The organism is Xenorhabdus sp. SGI246 (genome assembly GCF_040838225.1).
Classification (GTDB): Bacteria; Pseudomonadota; Gammaproteobacteria; order Enterobacterales; family Enterobacteriaceae; genus Xenorhabdus; species Xenorhabdus indica.
This window is the reverse complement of the sequence record NZ_JBFPEZ010000008.1, coordinates 24,799-45,981: the sequence shown is the minus strand read 5'-3', so window position 1 is coordinate 45,981 and position 21,183 is coordinate 24,799. Positions and strand designations below refer to the sequence as shown.

The following is a 21,183-nucleotide window of genomic DNA, read 5'->3' as shown; positions in this document are numbered from 1 at the left end:
GATACGGTACTTTTATTGACTACTGCGATGACCTAACTATGACCCACTCTCAATAGTGGTACAAAGAATGAAACGGGTCGCTATTTGCCCTGAACGCTTCATCCAGTTCCAGATCAATAATACTTCTTGTCTCATTATCTAACGGCGACTTACCATCCATAAATGGCGCTACATGAGTACGTTCGCCTTTCTTAACGATTTGATAGAACTGTGGCAAATTAAAATTGATAAAACTGGAGCCATAGGTAAAACGGTCATGCGATGAAGAATAAAAACGGCTGACATCACGCACCAATTCTTCTTTACTTCCTTCACAATGGAAATAAATTTCTACCCGGTTTGATTCATCCAGAATATAGATATTGAACCCTTGCTTACCTTCAATATCTTCAAAGAAAAACTGAATGATCCCTTCACAGGCAAATCCATCAATGACAGGGGGCAGATGTTTTTCTTTAGTATCAATTTTAACTGGCAGGCCATGTAGTTTGGTATTTGAAATTGCACCATAGAATTCCACCGCATTTTCCAGTTTTTGCACTGAAACGTTGAGCCGTTCAAAAAACAGCCCCCAGGTTTGACCAGAAATGCGCAGTGCTTTGAAGCAGTTAGGATCCTGTTGGTTACTGGAGAGGCGTAACCCGATACACTCTGAAACCAATTGCTGGATGCGGGTACGAATCAATCCACACAAGTGCTTGCTATAACAAAAAACTTCAACACCCGCTGGCGGTGCTGCATCTCTGTGCATTTTTCCCAGTATCGTTTTCAACGCTTCCAGCATGGATTGTTCGCCGCTGAAATGCAGTGTCCTCACTTCATTCCATGAATTACGGTAAAGCAAGTCGATACTATCCACCAGACATTGCTGTGACTCACCGAAACTGAATACATCTAAGTTTCTGAAATCAAAATGTACAATCTGCTCGGAAAAATTTATGGTTGGATCAGTTTCCAGATTCACAATAATTGCCAGATGGCGGATTTCACAAGGGCTGTATAATGCCTTTGGGGTTGGGGCTGGCAAGCGGATAGGGAAATGAGTAGAAATATCACTCACCAAATCGCGCAGCTTCTTCTTGTCAGTTTGAGATTCACCATGATGAATGTGAATACGGGTTTTTTCCGTCAGCAACCCGTTGAAATATGTCCATGCCACCAATTTGTTTAAATAACGATTATATTCCAGCGGTTGATGGCCAATAATGGATTCTATTGCGGGCGCTTGATTATAAAGATACCAGCCACTACGGTTTGCCCGCCCCGGCGGGACATAAATAAATGTCAAATCTTGTTCTGACAAATCCAGCGAAATTTGCGGGTTTAACAATGTGATTTTGCCAGGCAGAGCCTCAAATGCGGCATACAATTTACGGGTCAATACACCAATATCTTGTGGACTAGCACTCACACTTAAGTTGTTACGCCGGGCAAAACGGATAAGATTGCGATAACTCTGCATCATGGTATCCAGCAGTTCATTATGCGCTGCACGTACCTGCTCGATTTTCCATGAGTTACGGTTATCCAACATTGCCAGTTTATCGCTATTCCAGCCCCATTCCTGCGCCAACTGAGAGATAATCTGCTGTCGCCATCCTGAGTACCCTTTATCGTCACCGCCTTCCTGAATTTTTTCGCAAACCTTCAGGTAAAAACAGCGGCGCGCCAAATCCAAACGCGTCATGTCATTCGTATCGGTAAGGTATCGGGTAACACGATCAAGCATCATGCTATAAGCATCAAGGCCAAAAGAAACAATCGAGCCATCATGGAAATGCTGTTTCATCTCCATCGCCAGCAACTTGCCATTCGGGTATTCCCACGAATAAGCTTCCAGTAACAGGCTCTTCAATACGGATTTATAAGGAGAATCTACACTTTTATAAAGCTGCCACAGGCTGGCCCCAAAATATTCTTCTGCTGACAACTCACCCAAACCGCCCAGATCCAACCACTCATTCGGGGTTAAAACACCCTGTGCATATAAAGAAATCACATATTCATCGTAATTTCCCTCCTCTTCCACAGGAACCATCGTCCATAACAGGCGCTTACCCGCCATGCAGACCGCAGTGCGATAAAATTCGTCCAGCAGAAGGATATGCTGAGTTGAGCCACAATCTTCGCCATTCAGGCTGCCGCAGGTATTATGGCGAAAGCGATTCTCATCAATCAAAAAGAAGGTTACTTCAATACCCAGTGAAGCGGCCCACTGTTCTATTAAAATACATTTCTGTTCCAGTAACGCTTTTTCACCACTATCCAGCCAGGATTGATGACAAACCCAAATATCTAAATCAGAAAAACAACTCTGCCCGATAGAAGAAGTACTGCCCATCGAGTAAATACCCGTAATTGGCAGTTCACCATTAAAGGAGGGGGAGAAAGTACCAGTAAGTTGGTATTCCAGATCATTAATCCAAAATTGCTGGGTTTCATCAGGTACAAAAAAACAGACACCATGAGGAACGTCATCTTTGATATAACCTGGCATCATTGGATGATGATAGTGTAATAATACTGGAATTAAATTATAAACCTGCTTAAATGCGGCGCTCATTGAGTTAGTCGCACGCTCTAACCTAAGCTGATTAATTGCATCCAGTCGCTGCTTCAGCGTTTCAATATAAAGATACAAGAGTTTCGCCTGCTTCAGTTTCAGTGCTTACAATCGCCAGTTTCCGCTAACGCTCAGCCACCATTAACGTCTGATACTCGTTAACAGGTCGTGTTACAAAACTATTTTTTAGAATTTTTTTACAAACTTATTATCGGAAACGTGATCAATTTAACACCTTGCAGTCAAGGCGTAAAGTCCGCAATATCATCTTTTCACCTTCCATACAATACCTAAACATCAATTAACTCATTGTAAAGTATTAAGTTAATCACAAATTTGATACTAAAATATGTTTTTTTGAAATAGGTATTATAGCTGACCATTTTCTGTATCGTTGCTGTAAGGTATTGTAAACGCCGAATTTTGCATAACTGTTTCATTAATATTACTTTTAATTGATAAATATCTTTATCTTTTTTCGAAAAAGATAAATTTCAAATAGCAATTTGATTTTAATTCAATCTATTTGTTTATTTACTCCATTTAATTAAAACATTATTTTAATGTTTAAAATTATTTTTATCTTTTCGAGCTGTATATTTATATACTATTCTGGTTTTTTCTTAACTGGAAAAAAAATTATTGAAGTGTTAAAACTGAGCCATTTCTACTTGTTCTATTTTTTCACTCTTTGGAGATAAAAATCTCCAATTGTCGTTAATTAATACAATTATCCAAGCTAATTACCTATGACAATGAAAACTATTCGCATTGCGACTCGCCAAAGCCCTTTAGCTATGTGGCAAGCTCAATACGTTCAAAAACAACTAGAACATTTCCATCCTGAATTGAACGTTGTATTAGTTCCAATGATCACTCGCGGAGATATCATCCTTGATACGCCACTCGCCAAGGTTGGCGGTAAAGGGTTATTTGTGAAAGAGCTAGAGTTAGCGATGCTTGAAAACCGGGCAGACATCGCTGTTCACTCCATGAAAGATGTCCCTGTCGAATTTCCTGAGGGTTTGGGATTGGTCACAATCTGTGAAAGGGAAGATCCACGAGATGCTTTTGTTTCAGTAGAATACGCCTCGCTTGATGAACTGCCCGCTGGCAGTATTGTTGGAACATCCAGCTTACGCCGCCAGTGCCAGCTTCGCCATCTGCGTCCTGATCTTGTGATCCGCGACTTACGTGGCAATGTCGGCACCCGTTTGAGCAAACTCGATAATGGTGATTATAACGCCATTATCCTTGCAACTGCGGGCCTTAAGAGACTAGGGTTAGAAGAGCGTATCCGAATGCCATTGGCACCGGAATTGCTGCTTCCTGCTGTCGGTCAAGGTGCTGTTGGTATTGAATGTCGCCTGAATGATACGCAGACTCGTGAGCTGCTTGCTCCTTTAAATCATCAAAGAACAGAGACTTGTGTCCTCGCTGAACGTGCCATGAACACCCGCCTTGAAGGGGGATGTCAGGTTCCCATTGGTAGCTATGCCATCTGGCAGGACAATAATATCTGGTTGCGTGCCCTTGTTGGCACACCTGATGGCAATACCATTATTCGTGGCGAAAGAATTATTCGTAGTGAAGAGGCCTGCCAAGCAGGTGTGTCATTGGCAGAAGAGCTATTAGAGAAAGGTGCACGCCAAATCCTGACTGATCTATATCAAAGGAACTCACCTGTATGAGCATCTTAGTCACCCGTCCTGCCCCCGCAGGAGAAGCGTTGGTCAATCAGTTAAGGGCTATCGGTAAAACAGCATTCAGTGCGCCACTTATTGCAATTTACCCTGGTACTGAGCTGCCCTTACTGACACAAAAACTGAGACAGCTATCAGAGGGTGATTTCGTTTTTCTGCTATCCAAAAATGCCGTGCATTATGCCAACGCACAGCTTGTACAAGAAGGCCTCTCATGGCCTGACAAGCTATCCTATTATGGTATCGGCAAATCGACGTCCTTGCTCTTTCATCAACAAACGGGAAAAGACATTCTCTGGTCAGAGCAAGGAGAAACAAGTGAAGATCTCCTGCAACTCCCTGCTTTACAAAAAATGGAGAATAAAAAGATTTTATTACTTCGCGGCAATGGTGGCCGAGAGGTGATTGCTTCAACCTTAAAGATGCGGGGAGGAGCAATTGATTACTGTGAATGTTATTCACGTCAGCCAGTCAAATATCGTACAACTGAGTTCAATCATCATTGGCAACAATGTGGTATAAGAACCATCGTTGTTACAAGTGGCGAAATATTGCAACTGTTATATAACTTAGTTACTGAAGGTGATGACAGTGAAGAGAGTAGTGGTAATGGCAAAACGTGGTTATTAGGTTGCCGGCTGATTGTGGTCAGCGAACGCCTCGCCAATATTGCCCGAACACTGGGCTGGAAAGAAATAAAAGTCGCTAAGAGTGCAGATAATGACGCCTTAATGCAGGCGCTGAAATAAACCAATATGGGATGTCCATTATGACGGAACAAAAGAAATCCACTGATGCGGTTGAGACAACACTCCCTCAGAAGCCTAAAAAGGCTCCTCGTAAATCCAGAAGTGATGGATGGGTGGGCAGCACACTCTCAATTGCTATTACGCTGGCAATAGGTGCGGGTGGAATTTATCTTTTTTATCATGGTAAACAACAGAATGCAGCATTAGAAGCCGAAAACCTTGTGTTGCAACAGCAAGTGGCTTCTCTCGTGCAACAACAGTCTGCGGATAAACAAGATGCAGATGACAAAATTGAAGCAATAAAAAATGCCTTAGAGCAAGCCAATACGCAAAGACAACAATTAAACAATCGCATGGCAGAACTTCAGGATCGAATGTCCGCAATTACAAATTCTGATATCGAAAACTGGCGATTGGCACAGGCAAATTTTCTTGTAAAAATGGCAAGCCGCAAGATATGGAGTGATCAGAATATTGCTACCGCGATCGCTCTGCTAAAAGATGCAGACAACAGCCTTACAGAAATGAATGATCCTAGTTTACTACATGCCCGCTCAACGATTATGCAAGATATCGACATGCTATCCAAAATCAATCAGGTAGATATAGATGGCATTATTCTAATCTTGAATCAGCTATCAAATCAGGTAGATAACTTACCGCTGGTTGATAGTGTGGAGCAAGGGAAGCCGATGGATGGAGACGATAAAGGGATCAGTGCTTCACTCTCTGACTGGCGCGAAAATCTGAGCAAAAGCTGGCACAGCTTTATGGATAATTTCATTACCATCAAACCTCGTGATGGCTCTAAAGAACCTCTGTTGGCACCAAAACAGGAAATCTATCTACGGGAAAATATCCGCTCCAAGCTATTAATAGCAGCCCAGGCAGCTCCTCGCCGACAAATTGATACTTATAAGGAATCACTAAAATCTGTTTCAACCTGGGTAAGAGCCTATTTTGATACATCAATGCCAGATACAGTAACTTTCCTGAATGAGGTAGATAAACTGGAAAAACGACCACTTTCCATTGATATACCAGAACAGTTAAATAGCCAGACCGTACTAGCAGATTTAATGCGCAAGCGTATTTATAACTTGCCACACCAACCGCTTTATCAGCCCCCAGTTCAACCAGAAACTCAGCCTCAGCCGAAATCTGAAGAAGGCTCTAATCAGGCTGAAACATCCGCTAAGGAGGGCTGAACATGCTAAAAATATTATTGCTGTTCATCATCCTTATCATAGGTGTTGTGCTTGGTCCTTTGTTATCCGGGCATCAGGGATATGTTCTTATTCAGACAGACAATTACGATATCACTACCAGCGTTACCGGTCTGGTGATTATGTTCCTCTTGCTGCAATTCCTGCTGATTCTCATCGGTTGGTGTTACCGCAGATTAAAACGTACCAGTACTTTTACCCATAGCTGGATCTTTGGTGGGTATAAGCGCAACCGAGCTCGGTTACAGACCAAGCAAGCATTGCTCAAGCTGGCTGAAGGGGATTTTAAACAGGTTGAACACTTAATGACCCGCAATGTTGATCATGCGGAAAACCCTGTCGTTAACTATCTGCTTGCTGCAGAAGCTGCCCAACAACGTGGCGATTATTTTCGTACCAATCAATATATCGAGCGTGCCGCAGAAGTGGCTGATAAAGATCAACTTCCTGTCGATATTACCCGTGTGCGCATCCAATTAGCGCAAGGAGAAGTTCATGCAGCCCGTAACGGTGTGGATAAATTACTCAATCAAGCGCCACGGCATACAGAAGTGTTGCGGCTGGCTGAGCAGGCATATACACGTTCAGGTGCCTACCAATCCCTGATTGATATTTTACCTTCAATAACAAAAATTGGCCTGCATGATGGAGAACATGTGGCTCAATTGCGTCAGCAAGCTTATATCGGCTTGATGAATCAAATCATGGCAGAAAAAGGCAGTGCAGGATTGAAAGTATGGTGGAAAGATCAAAGCCGCAAAGTTCGCAATGACATTGCATTACAGGTTGCCATGGCTGAACATCTGATTGAATGTAATGAACATGAAACTGCACAGCAGCTTATCCTCAATGGATTAAAACAGCAATACGATGAACGGCTGTTACTGTTACTCCCTCACTTAAAGGCAGATAATGCTGAGGCTGTGCAAAAATCGCTTTCACATCTGTTGAAACAACACGGTGCAACACCTTTACTTAACAGTACGTTGGGGCAAGTGGCATTGCGTCATGGGGAATGGGCAAAAGCAGAAACCGCCTTTAAGGCAGCTCTTGCACAACGTCCTGATGCTCATGATTACGCCTGGCTTGCCGATGCACTGGACAAATTACACAAACGTGAAGAAGCCGCTCAAATACGCACTAAAGGCTTTATGCTGACACTGAAACGTGAAAGTGATACAGAAGAATAAATCTTTTCCTTTAAATTAAAAATAGCCATGGTTAACAATAATTCTTAATCCGAATTGTTAACCATGGTAAAAATTTCGATACACATGTACATATAAAGATAAAAAAAACACCTATCAAATAAGACAGGTGTATAAATACAATCAGGTCTACAGACGATATAGTGCCTCACTCAACGTTGTGTCCGGTTTGTGATGAAAAGACCATACGCTTACTCATCTATAACGTGGACCATAGGCACTGGCAATTAGCTCTACATCATCCTGAGGTTTATGAAGCTACGCTGTCATAAGGAGTAGGATGAGTATCTACAAATTTAGTAAAGCACTTTTCATGCCAATTTTCTTATACCTCGCTAATCTCCTAACCTACTATCAAGATACAACAATAATCATAAGAAAATTTCTTCCAGATTATATGGCCGGAGTATGACTGATATGTCACCTTTTCATAAAACATGCTAAATACCGTCTCTTATTTGAGACGTCCATTCCAGAAGTTAGATATAGACAAGTTCAATCAATTAGTTAAATGTCTCTAATTGGAGACACAGGAGGGTATAGTTTGTCGTTGAAATACAACACTGAACATCGAATAACTTTAAAAACAAAAAGTTAATATAATTGTAAACATATAGAAACAATTAATTTCAAAATAATTAATTATAAGAAAGGGAAGAAATGGCAAAAAAAAGAGAAGATTTTCTGTTGAATACAATGAGAAAAGCCCTGTTTTTTTACAGGGCTATTTCTTCATAATCTGGTCGGCGAGAGAGGATTCGAACCTCCGACCCACTGGTCCCAAACCAGTTGCGCTACCAAGCTGCGCTACTCGCCGAATATACTTTTAATATATCTCTTTTTTATGGTGCGAAAGGGGGGACTTGAACCCCCACGTCCGTAAGGACACTAACACCTGAAGCTAGCGCGTCTACCAATTCCGCCACCCTCGCATGTCATAAAAAAGATGGGGTGGCTAACGAGACTCGAACTCGCGACGACTGGAATCACAATCCAGGGCTCTACCAACTGAGCTATAGCCACCATAACAACTATCTTTTCTTACTACTAATTTTCTTACTACTACAATGCCGCTGACCACGATAACTCATCGTCACTGCTCTTGCACGCTTTAAATGGCGCGCCCGACAGGATTCGAACCTGAGACCTCTGCCTCCGGAGGGCAGCGCTCTATCCAGCTGAGCTACGGGCGCTTAACGCCGTTGCGGTGGAGGATAGTACGGATTTAATCTCCAACTGTCCAGTGCTTTTTTAAAAGAAATGATGCGTTTGATTATGCTTTATTCACTTAGTTGATAAAGCCAGCGTTTTTCCACCGCAAATGGTTTCATCAATGAAAAATCAAACTACATTTTCTATCGGTTTTCTTCCCCGAATAAACTTTGCTCCCCAATAAATGAGTGACACGATCAGCAAAAAGACACCACCAACAATCAATGAAAAACGGGTATCCGGATTAATCGCCATGCCAATCAATACACAAGACAGGAAAATCAATGTCAGGTAATTGACATAAGGGAAAAGTATCGACTTAAACCGATGCTGTTTCAGCGCTTCCTGATGATGTTGGCGGAAACGCAACTGGCTCACCAGAATAACAAACCACGGCACCATTCCCGGCAGTACACTGGCACTATAAACATAAACAAAAACAGCCTGTGGTTCCGGGATCAAATAATTCAAACTGGAACCTGCAATCAGGCAGCCAATGGTGATCGCGATACATCTTACAGGTACACCGTTTTTCGAAAGCTTAAGCAATGAAGCTGGCAATTGACGGTTTGCAGCCAAGGCATACAACATCCTGCCCCCACTGTACATTCCGCTGTTGCATCCCGAAAGCGCCGCAGTCAATACAACAAAGTTGATGACTGCCGCCGCAGAAGTAATACCAACTTTAGCAAAAGTCATCACAAACGGGCTACCATGCGCGCCCACTTCTGTCCAAGGGAACAAGGTTACAACAATGAAAATCGCTCCGACATAAAAGATCAGAATCCGCCACAGGATATTGTTGATCGCTTTTTTCAACGTAATTTGTGGGTTCTTGGCTTCACCTGCGGTAATACCAACCAACTCTACCCCCTGGTATGAAGCAACCACAATACACAGGGCAAACAGGAAACCTTGCCAGCCACCAGAGAAAAAACCACCGTGAGCAGTCAGGTTATCTAAACCAATAGCTTGCCAATCATTGCCTAACCCAAAAAATATCAGCCCGATACCAACCAGGATCATTACAATAATGGTGGTGACTTTGATCATAGCAAACCAAAATTCCAACTCTCCATACAATCGCACAGCAGCCAGATTAGCCAACGCGACCAGACCAACAGCAGTCAGTGCAGAAACCCATTGCGGCAAATCGGGGAACCAGAGTTCAGCATAAACCCCCACTGCGGTAATCTCTGAAATTCCTACTGAAACCCACATAAACCAGTAGCCCCAGGCTGTCAGGCATCCCCAGTAAGGGCTAAGATATTTATGCCCAAAAGCCGCGAATGAGCCAGTGACAGGTTCAAGGAACAACATTTCTCCCATTGACCGCATAATGAAAAAGACAAAAAGACCAGCAATAATATAAGCCAGTAATACCGATGGGCCAGCCCATTTCAGTGTGCTGGCAGACCCCATGAACAGCCCAACACCGATTGTGCCGCCTAGTGCAATCAACTCAATATGGCGCGCCTCAAGTCCCCTTTGCAGACTCTGTTTTGAATCACTCATAAAACTCCCTATCCATTTTTATGATGTCTATATTTGCAAATAGAAAAAATACAGGAATTGATAATCAATGGTTGTGAAGATCAGTCGTAAAAAGGCAGGGATCAAAACACGTTTTGCCCATCAGTGAAATAAAAAATTGTAAAATAGAGTCAATAGAGATGGCCAAATTACACAGACAAGATAAGACAACCCACCGTATCAAGCACCAATATTAAGCCGGATACAGTGGGTTATAGCAATCAAATCATAACTTACAGTTTACCACTGTAATAATACCACAGAAATTTCAATAGCTTAATTTGTCTGCGGATACGACTGGGCTGTGATAGTAAACGATAGAGCCATTCCAATCCTAAGTTCTGCCAGATTTTCGGCGCACGTTTAACATGTCCGGTGAACACATCATAGGTTCCTCCAACCCCCATATACAGTGAGCCAGGATACACTTTTCGACAATCACGCATGAAAATCTCCTGTCTTGGTGATCCCATTGCTACCGTGACAATTTGCGCGCCACTGGCATGAATTCGTGCAAATACCGCATCACGTTCTCCAGCAGTAAAATAACCATCCTGACTACCAACAATGTTAACGCCCCATTGCTTGCGAAGTTTATTTGCTGTCTGGGTAAGAATTTCTGGTTTTCCACCCACCAGAAATACTCGCGTACCTTCGCGCCCGGCACGTTCCATCAAAGATTCCCATAAATCAGCTCCCGCAATGCGGGACACTTGTGCATCAGGATACTTACGTCGTATAGCACGTACGATACTGATACCATCCGCATAAAGATATTCTGCTTCATCCAGCAACATGCTCAACGCATTGTCTTTCTCCGCAGTGAGCACTTTTTCTGCATTGATTGCCACCAATGTTCCTGTTTTTACCTGTCCATCCTGAAAAAGGTGATCAAGAAAATGTGACATTCCACTAAATCCCCATAAACTGAGTCCGCGGATACGATATTTAGGAATGTTATTCATCACCATTTTTTCTCCTTACATTCACCAGAACAGGTGTTTTTTGTGATGCAGACAAATTATTGATGACAAACTTTCGGACAACACCTGCACTATCGAACAGCCAATACAGTAACTTCGCGGTTATCAGACACAGGCCAAAGACGATACCAAAGAACACAACACGGGAGACAAAAGAATCCACACCTTCACGGGCAAGGACTATCATGTTAAAGATCGCCCCAAAACAGAATGCCTGTAAAATGGCTGCCTTATAACGGTTTGTTTCCTGTTTTCCTGCTTCATAGATCCAGTCAAACCACTTGATAATCATACCAACGGCAACTGCACCAAGCGGTATAAAGAACACCCCGCCCATGACGACCAATGAACCGATCAAAGTCGGAGAAATTGCCAGACCAGAGTGATTATCCAGTACATCCCACGTAAAGTAGTTAGCTGTGTTCCAGACCAGATTAGGTCTGTCCGGCCAAACCCAGCCTGGAATAAAGACATAGAAGTCACGGATTATCGGCGCCAAACCCTGAAAATCAATTTTACGGTAGTTATCCAATAACAGAGCAAGATTCTCCCATGGAGAAAAGGTATCCCTGGTCAGATACAGGAAGGTATAAAAGGCTTCCTCACCACTCACATCAAGGCCATAGCGCTTTAATGCCAGCCAGAACATACCAACGATCCCCATGACTCCCGCCACAAGCAACATCCATAGGGTGATCCAACCCCGGACAATGCCAATAAACAGGAATAATGCAAACGCAATAATAATATTGGCCCGTGTTCCTCCGACGATGACATAAGTCAGAATACCAAACCCAACCGTTCCCACTAAAAAGCACAGCCAGCGGATCTTAGTCGGTTTCAGGAAAAACACTACCAACATGGCAGGGATGAAGAAATAGAAAAAGCGCTTAAGTGCCACCCCGGAAACTTGGCTGGAGAATATCTGACTATAAGACTGTAGCTTAAATAGCAGAAAACCGTTTTGCAGAAAGAAAGAGATAACAGTGAAGATCGCAATACCTGCCAACAGCAGCCAAGTCAGATTGGTTTCTACCCGATTCATGGTGAACAAAGGCTTACGAGATACAACCTTAATGGATGTTGTATCATCGTCAGGAATTCGATACCTGAGCCGTATTTTATAACTGACATAATAAATGGCATAAAAACAGCCCGACGCCAGTATCGCATGTAGCAATGAATCTACCGGCACTACCTGTACATCAAACTGAAAGACCAATAGGCTCGTCAGTGGAAAACCAAAATAAAATGTCAGTAAATAAAGTAATGAGAAAAAGATATTGAAGTTAAAACGAACACGTCGAAACTCCCGATACATCAATGTAAGAATGAAGATCAGCGAGATGGTGTAAACAACAAATAACCCACCGAATTGCGCCAAAGTCATTGAAACTCTCCAGATGCTTCCAATAAGGCAATTTTCCACCTTTCTACAAAATTAGGATCAAAAAAGGCTATCGCCTTTTTATCAAGAGACAGCATCTGACGCTGTGCTTCCTGCACCCAGTGCTTATTCAGCTCGTCACCATCAAACAGAATGGGGATTTGCTGTTCGGTTAAGTCTTGCCAGAATGGATTCTGACGACTCAAAACAAATGGAATACCTGACTGGATCAACTGGCAAAGAGTTCCTATTCCCTGCTGACGCTTAAAAATGAAATAGCCCAAATCACATTGACGCAGCAATGACAAGTAATCGTCAAAAGCCAGTTTTGTTTTCAATATCCGGATATTCTCAGCCTGGAATAACGACAATGCAGTTTGTTCTACATGTTGGATATAGGCTTGATTATTATCAGGGTAACCCATTGGCAAAATGAGATGGGCTTCTGTGCCAAATTGACGATGAATTTTATGCAATGCTTCAATATGACGATTGGATTTATCTCCCGAATTTCCCAACAGAATAGTGACTCCTTCAGATGAAAAGGATTTTTCCTTCACCACCAGTGAAGGTGCAATACGCGTTGGGAAATACAGCAGTGAAGCCGGTATATTAGGGTTGAACGCAGCGAAATGATTGAGATCGCCACGTGTAGCAAACACCTTTCCTACCCGTTTCTGTGCTAAACGACGTAACAGATAGAAAAAACGAAATTTAAGCTGACGGGAATCCTCATACAGATCAGCTCCCCATACATGCCACCAGAATTGATGACTTTTAATTTTTCCAATCAATAAAGCCATCCACAGTCCTGTATTGAACTGTCCATGAAAAAAGAAACGTCTGGCTCTGTCTTCTTGTGCCTGTGCTATGACGGCCTTCGACAGTGCCGCTTTACTCTCATAAACAGAGATGGTTAAAGCAGGATAATTCGCTGTTATCCATGAGTGCTCTTTCGCCACCACCATAAAACACGGTTTGGCTGGGAAATTTATTTCCTGTGCCAAGACGTCATTAAAAAAACGCAGTAGCGTTTGATTGTGATGTGGGATATCCGATCCCAAAACGTGGATTAAGGTTGTCATGCTCGTCCGCGATAAATAATAAATACGCTACAACAAAGAATAAAGTAAACAATATAAGTAGCCATATATGACTGAGCTGCTCCCAATGCCCCATTAATGGGGATCAGCCAATGAGAAAAACTGGTCAACAACAGAAATTGACTGACTTCAGCCAATACATAAAAACGCAGTGCTGCTTTCGCTATCACCAGATAACCAAAAACATAAGCACCAACTTTCAGAACATCACCTACCAACTGCCATACAAATAGATCCCGCATTGCGGTAAATTTATCAGAAAACAGTAGCCAAATAACAAAATCACGCAATAACCAGACTGAAAAGCTGGCAACTGCTACGGCCGGTAAGACAAATTTCAACGCCTTCATTACCTCACTGGCAATCTCGTTTTTATTTTCCAATCGGGAGAGGGTCGGCAGTAGATAAACCGTGAAAGAGGCCGTGATAAATTGTAAATAAGCATCTGAAATACTGCTCACGCCCTGCCAGATACCAACCTCTTCCCAGCTATAACGTTCTGCCATCAGGTTTCGCATCATGATGTAAGCAACTGGCAGTGTGATAGAAGTCAATAACGCCATCAGAGTGAACTTCCCCAAATTGCTGGCAATGGCACGATCCCAGATGGGTTTCAATGTCGAAAACGCAATAACTTTACGACGTTGAAGGATAACCACTGCCGGCAGCACTACCAAAGCAGGCACTAAAGCCAACCCTATCAGAGCACCTTCATAATCCCCTAACCAATAACAAAAGCTATAGGCAATTACACCAACCAAACTACCCAGTATTATCGCCAGTGCGTTTCCCTGAGCATCGCGAAGTCCCTTCAAAATAGCCAGAAAATAGTTGGCATAAGCGATTCCCATTTGAATAAATGCGAGCGCCTGCACAACCATTTTGTAATGGTTATGACCAAATAAACTGATACTGATGGTGTCGCTGAATAAGAAGAAAACTATCGCCAGCAGGGTAGAAGACCCCAAAATGATTGAGGATGATGTTCCCAATACTGTTCTGAGTTTTGCCGATTGCTGATGGTGTCTTACAACATAGTGTTCTGCAACGTATTTGGTAACACCGTTAAAGATCCCCGCACCAGACAGTACACCCAGAACAGTAATGAGTTGGCGGAAATTGCCCGCTTGCCCCACCCCTGTCGGGCCAAAGGAGACGGCCAGAAGTTTTACGACCAGTAACCCGACGCTAATCTTGATTAGTGTAGAGCCCGCCGTCCAGACTGAGGCTTTGGCAAGTGACATCAGGCAAAAAATTCCTTAATGCGGCTGATGACCCTCTGCTGTTCTTCATCAGTAATATTATAAAACATCGGCAAACGCACCAGACGCTCACTTTCGCTGGTGGTAAAGAGGTCTTCACCATGAAAATGACCACACTTCTCACCGGCAGGGCTGGTGTGCAACGCTACATAATGGAACACTGTCAGAATATCAGCCGCTTTCATATGGTTATTAAACTCTCTACGCTCTTCCACATCTTTCAGTTTGATATAGAACATATGCGCATTGTGCTCTACATTTTCTGGCACAATCGGCAGAGTTAAAAGCCCCTTCTCAGCCAATGGTTCCAAGGCCCGATAGTAGTTATCCCATAAGGTCAGGCGGCGCTGATTGATTTTTTCAGCAACTTCCAATTGTGCCCACAGGAAAGCGGCCTGTAAGTCAGACAACAGATAGCTGGAGCCAATGTCACGCCATGTGTATTTGTCCACTTGCCCACGGAAGAACTGCGTACGGTTAGTCCCTTTTTCACGAACAATCTCTGCGCGGGAGAACATGGACTTATCGTTGATCAATATTGCCCCGCCTTCACCTCCCGAAGAGTAATTTTTAGTCTCATGAAAGCTGAAACAGCCAATATGGCCAATGGTTCCTAACGCACGGCCTTTATAAGTGGACATGACACCCTGTGCAGCATCTTCCACGACATACAGATTGTATTTTTCTGCCAGTGCCAAGATGGTATCCATTTCACATGCTACCCCTGCATAATGCATTGGCACGATAGCACGGGTTTTATCAGTGATAGCAGCTTCAATCTTGGTTTCGTCAATATTCATCGTATCCGGACGGATATCCACGAACACAATTGTCGCTCCACGCAGCACAAACGCATTGGAAGTCGAAACGAATGTATAACTGGGCATGATAATTTCATCACCCGGCTGAATATTCAGCAGTATTGCCGCCATTTCTAATGCAGCGGTACAAGAGGGGGTCAACAGCACTTTTGAACTATGAAGAGTGCCTGAATAATTAAAACGCTTCTCCATCCACTCTTCACAACGTTTGGTAAAACCACCATCACCACACAATTTTCCACTGGCCATCGCCTGTTGCATATATTCCAGTTCAGTGCCAACTACCGGTGGTTTGTTAAATGGAATCATTTCGTCCTCTGTATAACCAATATGCAGTGCTTTCGATTATCGCACCACTACGTGTATAAAGGCGCAAGGCTGTGATGTTACTGATCTGTGTTGCAATTCTCAGCCGTTGTATCCTATGGTTCTGACACCACTGCTGCGCCGCCGACATCAATTTTTTTCCAATTCCCTGGTGATGCTTTCCCGGTAAAGCCGCCAGTAAACCTATTCGTGCTTCGTGGCAACCCATGTTTCTCATAGTGACAAAGCCAGCAAGCCCACCACACTCATCATTGACGAGCAAACATTCATGATCAAAGGTTCCCAGAACCGCGTTTTCAACCCAAGTCGCGTAAAAACGGCCACTGTCATCCGGTTGATACCAGGGGGCACGAAAGCGGCTGGTTGCAAACGCACGCAACGCTACAGCTTTCAATACCGGAATATCCGGTGGTGTTGCGGTTATCAACGCCTGATATTTATCACATTCTTCTGAACTGGCAGATAACGAACTGACAGATGATGAATTAACAGACAGCAGTAAATCCGCTTCGCCTTCCACCAGAGAGAAACCCAGAGCAGATAACTGATCAACCAAATAGAGTTGTTGCGCGGGCACTTTCGCCTGTACCAAAGCATATTCGTCCAACTGAGCTGTTGTTATTTGCCCCTTATTAGTCGACGAAAACTCCGATACGAAATTCAGACGGGCAGTAGATAAGCCAAAAAACTGGCTATCCCATGCCAAAGGCTCAATATCAGCGTAAACAGGTTCAACATGAATAGACATGGAGTAAATCCAGCAAATATTGACCGTAACCTGTTTTTGCCAACTCTGTCGCAGAGGCTCTTACTTGTTCCTCATCCATCCATCCATTGCGCCATGCGATCTCTTCCAGACAGGCAATTTTGAAACCCTGCCGTTTTTCGACTGTCTGAACAAACATACTGGCCTCAATCAGGCTATCGTGCGTGCCAGTATCTAACCAAGCAAACCCGCGCCCTAGCAGTTCAACATTCAGTTCTCCGCACTCCAGATACATTTGATTAATGCTGGTAATTTCCAGTTCACCACGGGCGGAAGGTTTCACCTGTTTAGCAAAATCCACGACTTTATTGTCATAAAAATAGAGTCCGGTTACTGCCCAATTTGATTTTGGCTGCGCTGGCTTTTCTTCAATGGAAAGTACACGGTACTGTTCATCAAATTCTACAACCCCAAACCGTTCAGGATCCATAACCTGATAACCAAATACTGTTGCTCCGTGCCCGCGAGCCGCAACACTTTGCAGTTTAGGACTGAATGCCTGACCAAAGTAGATATTGTCACCAAGCACCAGACAGCAGGCATCATCGCCAATAAACTCTTCGCCAATCAGAAATGCCTGTGCCAAACCATCTGGTGAAGGTTGTACCGCATAGCTCAGGTGAATACCACAACGATCACCATCACCCAATAACCGTTTGAAAGCAGGCAGATCTTCCGCAGTAGAAATAATCAGTATGTCGCGTATTCCTGCCAGCATTAAGACTGACAACGGATAGTAGATCATTGGCTTATCATAAATAGGCAGTAACTGCTTTGATACACCACGTGTTATTGGATAGAGACGAGTACCAGAGCCACCTGCCAGTATAATTCCTTTCATGCTATCCCCCAGACGGGTTTATTCATTCCCGCAGTGATCAACCAAACCAAGACGTTCCCCTGCATAAGAGCCGTCTTGAACACTACGCCACCAACCCTCATTTTCCAGATACCATTGCACCGTCTTACGAATACCAGATTCAAATGTCTCCTGTGGTGTCCATCCCAATTCACGCTCAATTTTTGCTGCATCAATGGCATAGCGCATATCGTGTCCCGGACGATCAGTGACATAAGTGATAAGCTCACGATAAAAAGCAACACCTACTGGCTTTTCCGGACGCAACTCTTCCAGTAATTGGCAGATAGTTTCCACAACATCAATATTCCGGCGCTCATTGTGGCCGCCAATATTATAGGTTTCACCAGGTCTTGCCCTGGTAACCACCAAATGTAGTGCCCGTGCATGATCTTCTACATATAGCCAGTCACGGATTTGCTCTCCCTTACCATAAACGGGCAAAGGTTTACCTGCCAACGCATTCAGGATCATCAGAGGGATCAGTTTTTCCGGGAAATGGTAAGGCCCATAGTTATTCGAACAGTTAGTGATCACTGTCGGTAAACCATAAGTACGACGCCACGCTCTGACCAGATGATCACTGGATGCTTTCGATGCAGAATAAGGGCTACTCGGTGCATAAGGTGTCGTTTCTGTGAAAAAGCCTTCATCACCATGCAAATCACCATATACTTCATCGGTTGAAATATGGTGGAAACGAAATGCAGCCTGCTTATCCTGATCCAACTGCTGCCAGAACATCCGGGCAGCTTCTAATAAGGTATAAGTGCCAATGATATTGGTTTCGATAAAAGCCGCTGGCCCATCTATGGAGCGGTCAACATGACTCTCTGCCGCCAAGTGCATCACTGCATCAGGTTGATATTGCTGAAAGATATGATCTAAAGCATCACGATGACAGATATCCACCCGCTCAAACGCATAACGAGGATGCCCGGCAACCGGAGCCAATGACTCAAGATTGCCAGCATAAGTTAGGCTATCGACAACAACGACGCTGTCTTCAGTATGATTAATAATATGACGAACCACCGCTGAGCCGATAAAACCCGCACCACCAGTAATCAGAATACGTTTCAACGCCAAACTCCTTTGGTATCAACAACCCATTTTTGTTTTATTTGTTTGCCATTAATGGCCTTAAACTGGCTATGATCCACCAACATTAACACAACATCGGCCTCTTCCAGTGCCTGTTGCAAATCTACCAGTTCCACGACGTCCTTCAGTGAATAAGGCAAGCTATGAATATTCGGCTCAACCGCGAGGGTGGAGCCAGCATGCCACTGTGCGACCATTTTGGTGATATGAACTGCCGGGCTTTCCCGTAAATCATCAATATTTGATTTAAATGCCAGACCAAAACAGGCGATTTTAACTTCACTTGCCCGTTTGCCACTTTCAACTAAACAGTCCGCTACCGCAGCTTTTACTTGATCAACGACCCAGAGTGGCTTGCTATCATTCACAAGGCGGGCAGTATGAATCAAACGGGATTGTGCAGGATTCTGTGACACAATAAACCATGGATCGACGGCAATACAGTGACCACCAACCCCAGGGCCTGGTTGCAGGATATTAACGCGAGGATGCCGATTTGCCAGACTGATTAATTCCCAGACATTAATCCCCTGTTCAGCACAGATAAGCGAAAGTTCATTAGCAAATGCAATGTTAACATCCCGAAAACTGTTCTCTGTCAGTTTACACATTTCCGCAGTTCTGGCATTGGTGACAACACATTCGCCTTCAAGGAAAATTTTATACAGTTCGCTTGCTCTGGAAGACGATTTTGGTGTCATACCACCCACAACGCGATCATTTTTGACCAGCTCCACCATGACCTGCCCCGGTAGTACTCGCTCAGGGCAATACGCAATATCAATGTCTGAATTTTCCCCTGCCTGCTGTGGAAAGGAAAGATCGGGGCGTACTTCTGCCAACCACTCCGCCATCTGTTCAGTCGCGCCAACAGGTGATGTTGATTCCAGAATAATCAAATTCCCTTTTTGCAAAACAGGAGCAATAGATTCTGCCGCCGCGCGAACATAAGCCATATCAGGCTCGTGAGCTCCCTTAAAAGGCGTGGGAACTGCGATTAAAAATGCATCGGCGGGTTGAGGGGAAGACACTGCTTTCAGATAGCCATCTTCAACAGCGGTTTTGACTACTATATCCAAATCAGGTTCAACAATATGGATCTCTCCACGATTAATCGTCTCCACTGCATGTTGATTAACATCAACACCAATAACCGTTTTCTGGCGAGACGCAAATGCTGCCGCAGTAGGCAAACCGATATAACCAAGACCGATCACAGAAATTGTTTCAAAGCTCATAATGTCACCTGATTTTTCTTCAATACTTCCAGAATTCGCTGACAAGCCTTGCCATCACCGTAAGGGTTATGAGCTCGGCTCATCTGTTGATAGGCAGAGTCATCCGTCAACAAACGTGTGACTTCATCAACGATAGTTTGGGTTTTTGTTCCTACCAATCGCACTGTACCAGCATCCACTGCTTCTGGTCGCTCTGTGGTATTACGCATGACCAGAACGGGTTTTCCAAGTGAAGGCGCTTCTTCCTGAATCCCGCCTGAGTCGGTGAGTATCAGATAGGCATGATCCATCAAATAAACAAATGGCAGATAGTCTTGTGGATTGATAAGAATAACATTATCAATATCATGCAGAATGCGTTTTACTGGCTCACACACATTAGGATTCAGGTGAACAGGATAAACGACCTGCACATCAGGATGCATTCTGGCAATGTGCGCCAACGCTTCACAAATCCGCTCAAACCCACCACCAAAATTCTCACGGCGGTGGCCTGTCACCAGGATCATTTTCTTATTGGGATCAATAAAGGGATAAAGCTCAGCAAATTGCTCACTCAACACGGCATCATTCATAATGCGGTCACGTACCCAAAGCAAAGCATCAATGACCGTATTACCCGTGACAAAAATAGCGTTATCTGCAATTGATTCTTGCAAGAGATTGTTGCGAGAGTTTTCCGTCGGCGCGAAATGGTACGTCGCCAGATGACCAGCAATCTTACGATTAGCCTCTTCCGGCCACGGAGAATACAGATCACCAGTTCTCAATCCGGCTTCAACATGACCTACCGGAATACGTTGGTAAAAAGCGGCCAGACTGGTTGCCATTGTCGTTGTCGTATCGCCATGTACCAGCACCACATCTGGCTTGAACTCACTTAATACAGGCTTCATGGATTCAAGTATCCGGCAGGTAATATCCGTGAGATCCTGCCCTTGTTTCATAATATTGAGATCAAAATCAGGCTTGACCCCAAATAAGTGCAGTACTTGATCCAACATTTCCCTATGCTGTGCAGTGACACAAACTTTTGCCTCAAAAGCACTATCCCTGGCCAAAGCATGTACCAATGGTGCCATTTTGATGGCTTCCGGGCGAGTACCAAACACAGTCAACACTTTCACAGTGGCTCTCTT

The 21,183-nt window shown here is 43.8% G+C and carries 16 protein-coding genes and 4 tRNA genes; 4 read left to right on the top strand and 16 right to left on the bottom strand.

The features are described 5' to 3' along the window. Nucleotides 1–49: 49 nt before the first annotated feature. Nucleotides 50–2,641: a class I adenylate cyclase gene (locus tag ABLA85_RS03280; protein ID WP_367961314.1), complete on the bottom strand. Its 2,592-nt coding sequence runs from the start codon at nt 2,639–2,641 to the stop codon at nt 50–52. Between the two features lie 671 nt (nt 2,642–3,312). Between ABLA85_RS03280 and hemC the strand changes: the two genes are divergently transcribed. The 4 genes from hemC to hemY are packed head-to-tail and all read left to right on the top strand — an operon-like array spanning nt 3,313 to nt 7,431. Further along, nucleotides 3,313–4,254, top strand: a complete 942-nt coding sequence (hemC, locus tag ABLA85_RS03275; protein ID WP_367961312.1) for a hydroxymethylbilane synthase — start codon at nt 3,313–3,315, stop codon at nt 4,252–4,254. Further along, entirely contained in the window at nt 4,251–5,015 is a 765-nt protein-coding gene (gene hemD, locus ABLA85_RS03270) for a uroporphyrinogen-III synthase (protein WP_367961310.1), read from the top strand. The genes hemC and hemD overlap by 4 nt, the downstream gene beginning before the upstream one ends. A 20-nt stretch (nt 5,016–5,035) precedes the next feature. Beyond that, nucleotides 5,036–6,223, top strand: coding sequence for a uroporphyrinogen-III C-methyltransferase (hemX, locus tag ABLA85_RS03265; RefSeq protein WP_367961307.1), 1,188 nt, complete (start codon nt 5,036–5,038; stop codon nt 6,221–6,223). 2 nt (nt 6,224–6,225) lie between these two features. Continuing rightward, nucleotides 6,226–7,431: a protoheme IX biogenesis protein HemY gene (hemY, locus tag ABLA85_RS03260; RefSeq protein WP_367961304.1), complete on the top strand. Its 1,206-nt coding sequence runs from the start codon at nt 6,226–6,228 to the stop codon at nt 7,429–7,431. Nucleotides 7,432–8,189: 758 nt separating this feature from the next. On the opposite strand, the gene ABLA85_RS03255 is transcribed toward hemY, so the two are convergent. From ABLA85_RS03255 to wecB, 15 genes are all read right to left on the bottom strand, one after another. Next, nucleotides 8,190–8,266: transfer RNA gene (locus ABLA85_RS03255), tRNA-Pro, on the bottom strand. 28 nt (nt 8,267–8,294) lie between these two features. Beyond that, nucleotides 8,295–8,381: transfer RNA gene (locus ABLA85_RS03250), tRNA-Leu, on the bottom strand. A 15-nt stretch (nt 8,382–8,396) separates the two neighbouring features. Beyond that, a tRNA-His gene (locus tag ABLA85_RS03245) sits at nt 8,397–8,472 on the bottom strand. A 93-nt stretch (nt 8,473–8,565) separates the two neighbouring features. Beyond that, nucleotides 8,566–8,642, bottom strand: a tRNA-Arg gene (locus tag ABLA85_RS03240). Nucleotides 8,643–8,790: 148 nt separating this feature from the next. Continuing rightward, entirely contained in the window at nt 8,791–10,176 is a 1,386-nt protein-coding gene (locus tag ABLA85_RS03235) for an amino acid permease (protein ID WP_367961301.1), read from the bottom strand. Nucleotides 10,177–10,427: 251 nt separating this feature from the next. Next, nucleotides 10,428–11,165 carry a lipopolysaccharide N-acetylmannosaminouronosyltransferase gene (gene wecG / locus ABLA85_RS03230; RefSeq protein WP_367961299.1) on the bottom strand — a complete coding sequence of 246 codons (738 nt, stop codon included), beginning with the start codon at nt 11,163–11,165 and terminating at the stop codon, nt 10,428–10,430. Beyond that, nucleotides 11,152–12,567, bottom strand: coding sequence for an ECA oligosaccharide polymerase (gene wzyE / locus ABLA85_RS03225; protein WP_367961296.1), 1,416 nt, complete (start codon nt 12,565–12,567; stop codon nt 11,152–11,154). The genes wecG and wzyE overlap by 14 nt, the downstream gene beginning before the upstream one ends. Next, the gene (locus tag ABLA85_RS03220; RefSeq protein ID WP_367961294.1) at nt 12,564–13,649 is read right to left on the bottom strand and encodes a TDP-N-acetylfucosamine:lipid II N-acetylfucosaminyltransferase; all 1,086 of its coding nucleotides are present in this window, start codon (nt 13,647–13,649) and stop codon (nt 12,564–12,566) included. Before ABLA85_RS03220 ends, wzyE begins: the two co-directional genes overlap by 4 nt. Beyond that, nucleotides 13,646–14,911, bottom strand: coding sequence for a lipid III flippase WzxE (gene wzxE, locus ABLA85_RS03215; RefSeq protein WP_367961292.1), 1,266 nt, complete (start codon nt 14,909–14,911; stop codon nt 13,646–13,648). The genes ABLA85_RS03220 and wzxE overlap by 4 nt, the downstream gene beginning before the upstream one ends. After that, entirely contained in the window at nt 14,911–16,059 is a 1,149-nt protein-coding gene (gene rffA / locus ABLA85_RS03210) for a dTDP-4-amino-4,6-dideoxygalactose transaminase (protein WP_367961290.1), read from the bottom strand. The genes wzxE and rffA overlap by 1 nt, the downstream gene beginning before the upstream one ends. Then, complete coding sequence (gene rffC, locus ABLA85_RS03205) at nt 16,046–16,825, bottom strand: dTDP-4-amino-4,6-dideoxy-D-galactose acyltransferase (RefSeq protein WP_367961288.1); 780 nt, start codon at nt 16,823–16,825, stop codon at nt 16,046–16,048. Before rffC ends, rffA begins: the two co-directional genes overlap by 14 nt. Further along, nucleotides 16,809–17,684: a glucose-1-phosphate thymidylyltransferase RfbA gene (rfbA, locus tag ABLA85_RS03200; protein ID WP_367961285.1), complete on the bottom strand. Its 876-nt coding sequence runs from the start codon at nt 17,682–17,684 to the stop codon at nt 16,809–16,811. Before rfbA ends, rffC begins: the two co-directional genes overlap by 17 nt. Before the next feature lie 18 nt (nt 17,685–17,702). Next, nucleotides 17,703–18,785, bottom strand: coding sequence for a dTDP-glucose 4,6-dehydratase (gene rffG, locus ABLA85_RS03195; RefSeq protein WP_367961283.1), 1,083 nt, complete (start codon nt 18,783–18,785; stop codon nt 17,703–17,705). Continuing rightward, nucleotides 18,782–20,044 carry a UDP-N-acetyl-D-mannosamine dehydrogenase gene (gene wecC, locus ABLA85_RS03190; protein WP_367961281.1) on the bottom strand — a complete coding sequence of 421 codons (1,263 nt, stop codon included), beginning with the start codon at nt 20,042–20,044 and terminating at the stop codon, nt 18,782–18,784. Before wecC ends, rffG begins: the two co-directional genes overlap by 4 nt. Next, the gene (gene wecB, locus ABLA85_RS03185) at nt 20,041–21,171 is read right to left on the bottom strand and encodes a non-hydrolyzing UDP-N-acetylglucosamine 2-epimerase (protein ID WP_367961279.1); all 1,131 of its coding nucleotides are present in this window, start codon (nt 21,169–21,171) and stop codon (nt 20,041–20,043) included. The genes wecC and wecB overlap by 4 nt, the downstream gene beginning before the upstream one ends. Between the last annotated feature and the right edge of the window lie 12 nt (nt 21,172–21,183).

Bases quoted from the DNA above. Each gene is read 5' to 3' on its own strand.
- hemC (WP_367961312.1), top strand. From the start codon at position 3,313: ATGACAATGAAAACTATTCGCATTGCGACTCGCCAAAGCCCTTTAGCT.
- hemD (WP_367961310.1), top strand. From the start codon at position 4,251: ATGAGCATCTTAGTCACCCGTCCTGCCCCCGCAGGAGAAGCGTTGGTC.
- hemX (WP_367961307.1), top strand. From the start codon at position 5,036: ATGACGGAACAAAAGAAATCCACTGATGCGGTTGAGACAACACTCCCT.
- hemY (WP_367961304.1), top strand. From the start codon at position 6,226: ATGCTAAAAATATTATTGCTGTTCATCATCCTTATCATAGGTGTTGTG.
- ABLA85_RS03235 (WP_367961301.1), bottom strand. From the start codon at position 10,176: ATGAGTGATTCAAAACAGAGTCTGCAAAGGGGACTTGAGGCGCGCCAT.
- wecG (WP_367961299.1), bottom strand. From the start codon at position 11,165: ATGGTGATGAATAACATTCCTAAATATCGTATCCGCGGACTCAGTTTA.
- wzyE (WP_367961296.1), bottom strand. From the start codon at position 12,567: ATGACTTTGGCGCAATTCGGTGGGTTATTTGTTGTTTACACCATCTCG.
- ABLA85_RS03220 (WP_367961294.1), bottom strand. From the start codon at position 13,649: ATGACAACCTTAATCCACGTTTTGGGATCGGATATCCCACATCACAAT.
- wzxE (WP_367961292.1), bottom strand. From the start codon at position 14,911: ATGTCACTTGCCAAAGCCTCAGTCTGGACGGCGGGCTCTACACTAATC.
- rffA (WP_367961290.1), bottom strand. From the start codon at position 16,059: ATGATTCCATTTAACAAACCACCGGTAGTTGGCACTGAACTGGAATAT.
- rffC (WP_367961288.1), bottom strand. From the start codon at position 16,825: ATGTCTATTCATGTTGAACCTGTTTACGCTGATATTGAGCCTTTGGCA.
- rfbA (WP_367961285.1), bottom strand. From the start codon at position 17,684: ATGAAAGGAATTATACTGGCAGGTGGCTCTGGTACTCGTCTCTATCCA.
- wecC (WP_367961281.1), bottom strand. From the start codon at position 20,044: ATGAGCTTTGAAACAATTTCTGTGATCGGTCTTGGTTATATCGGTTTG.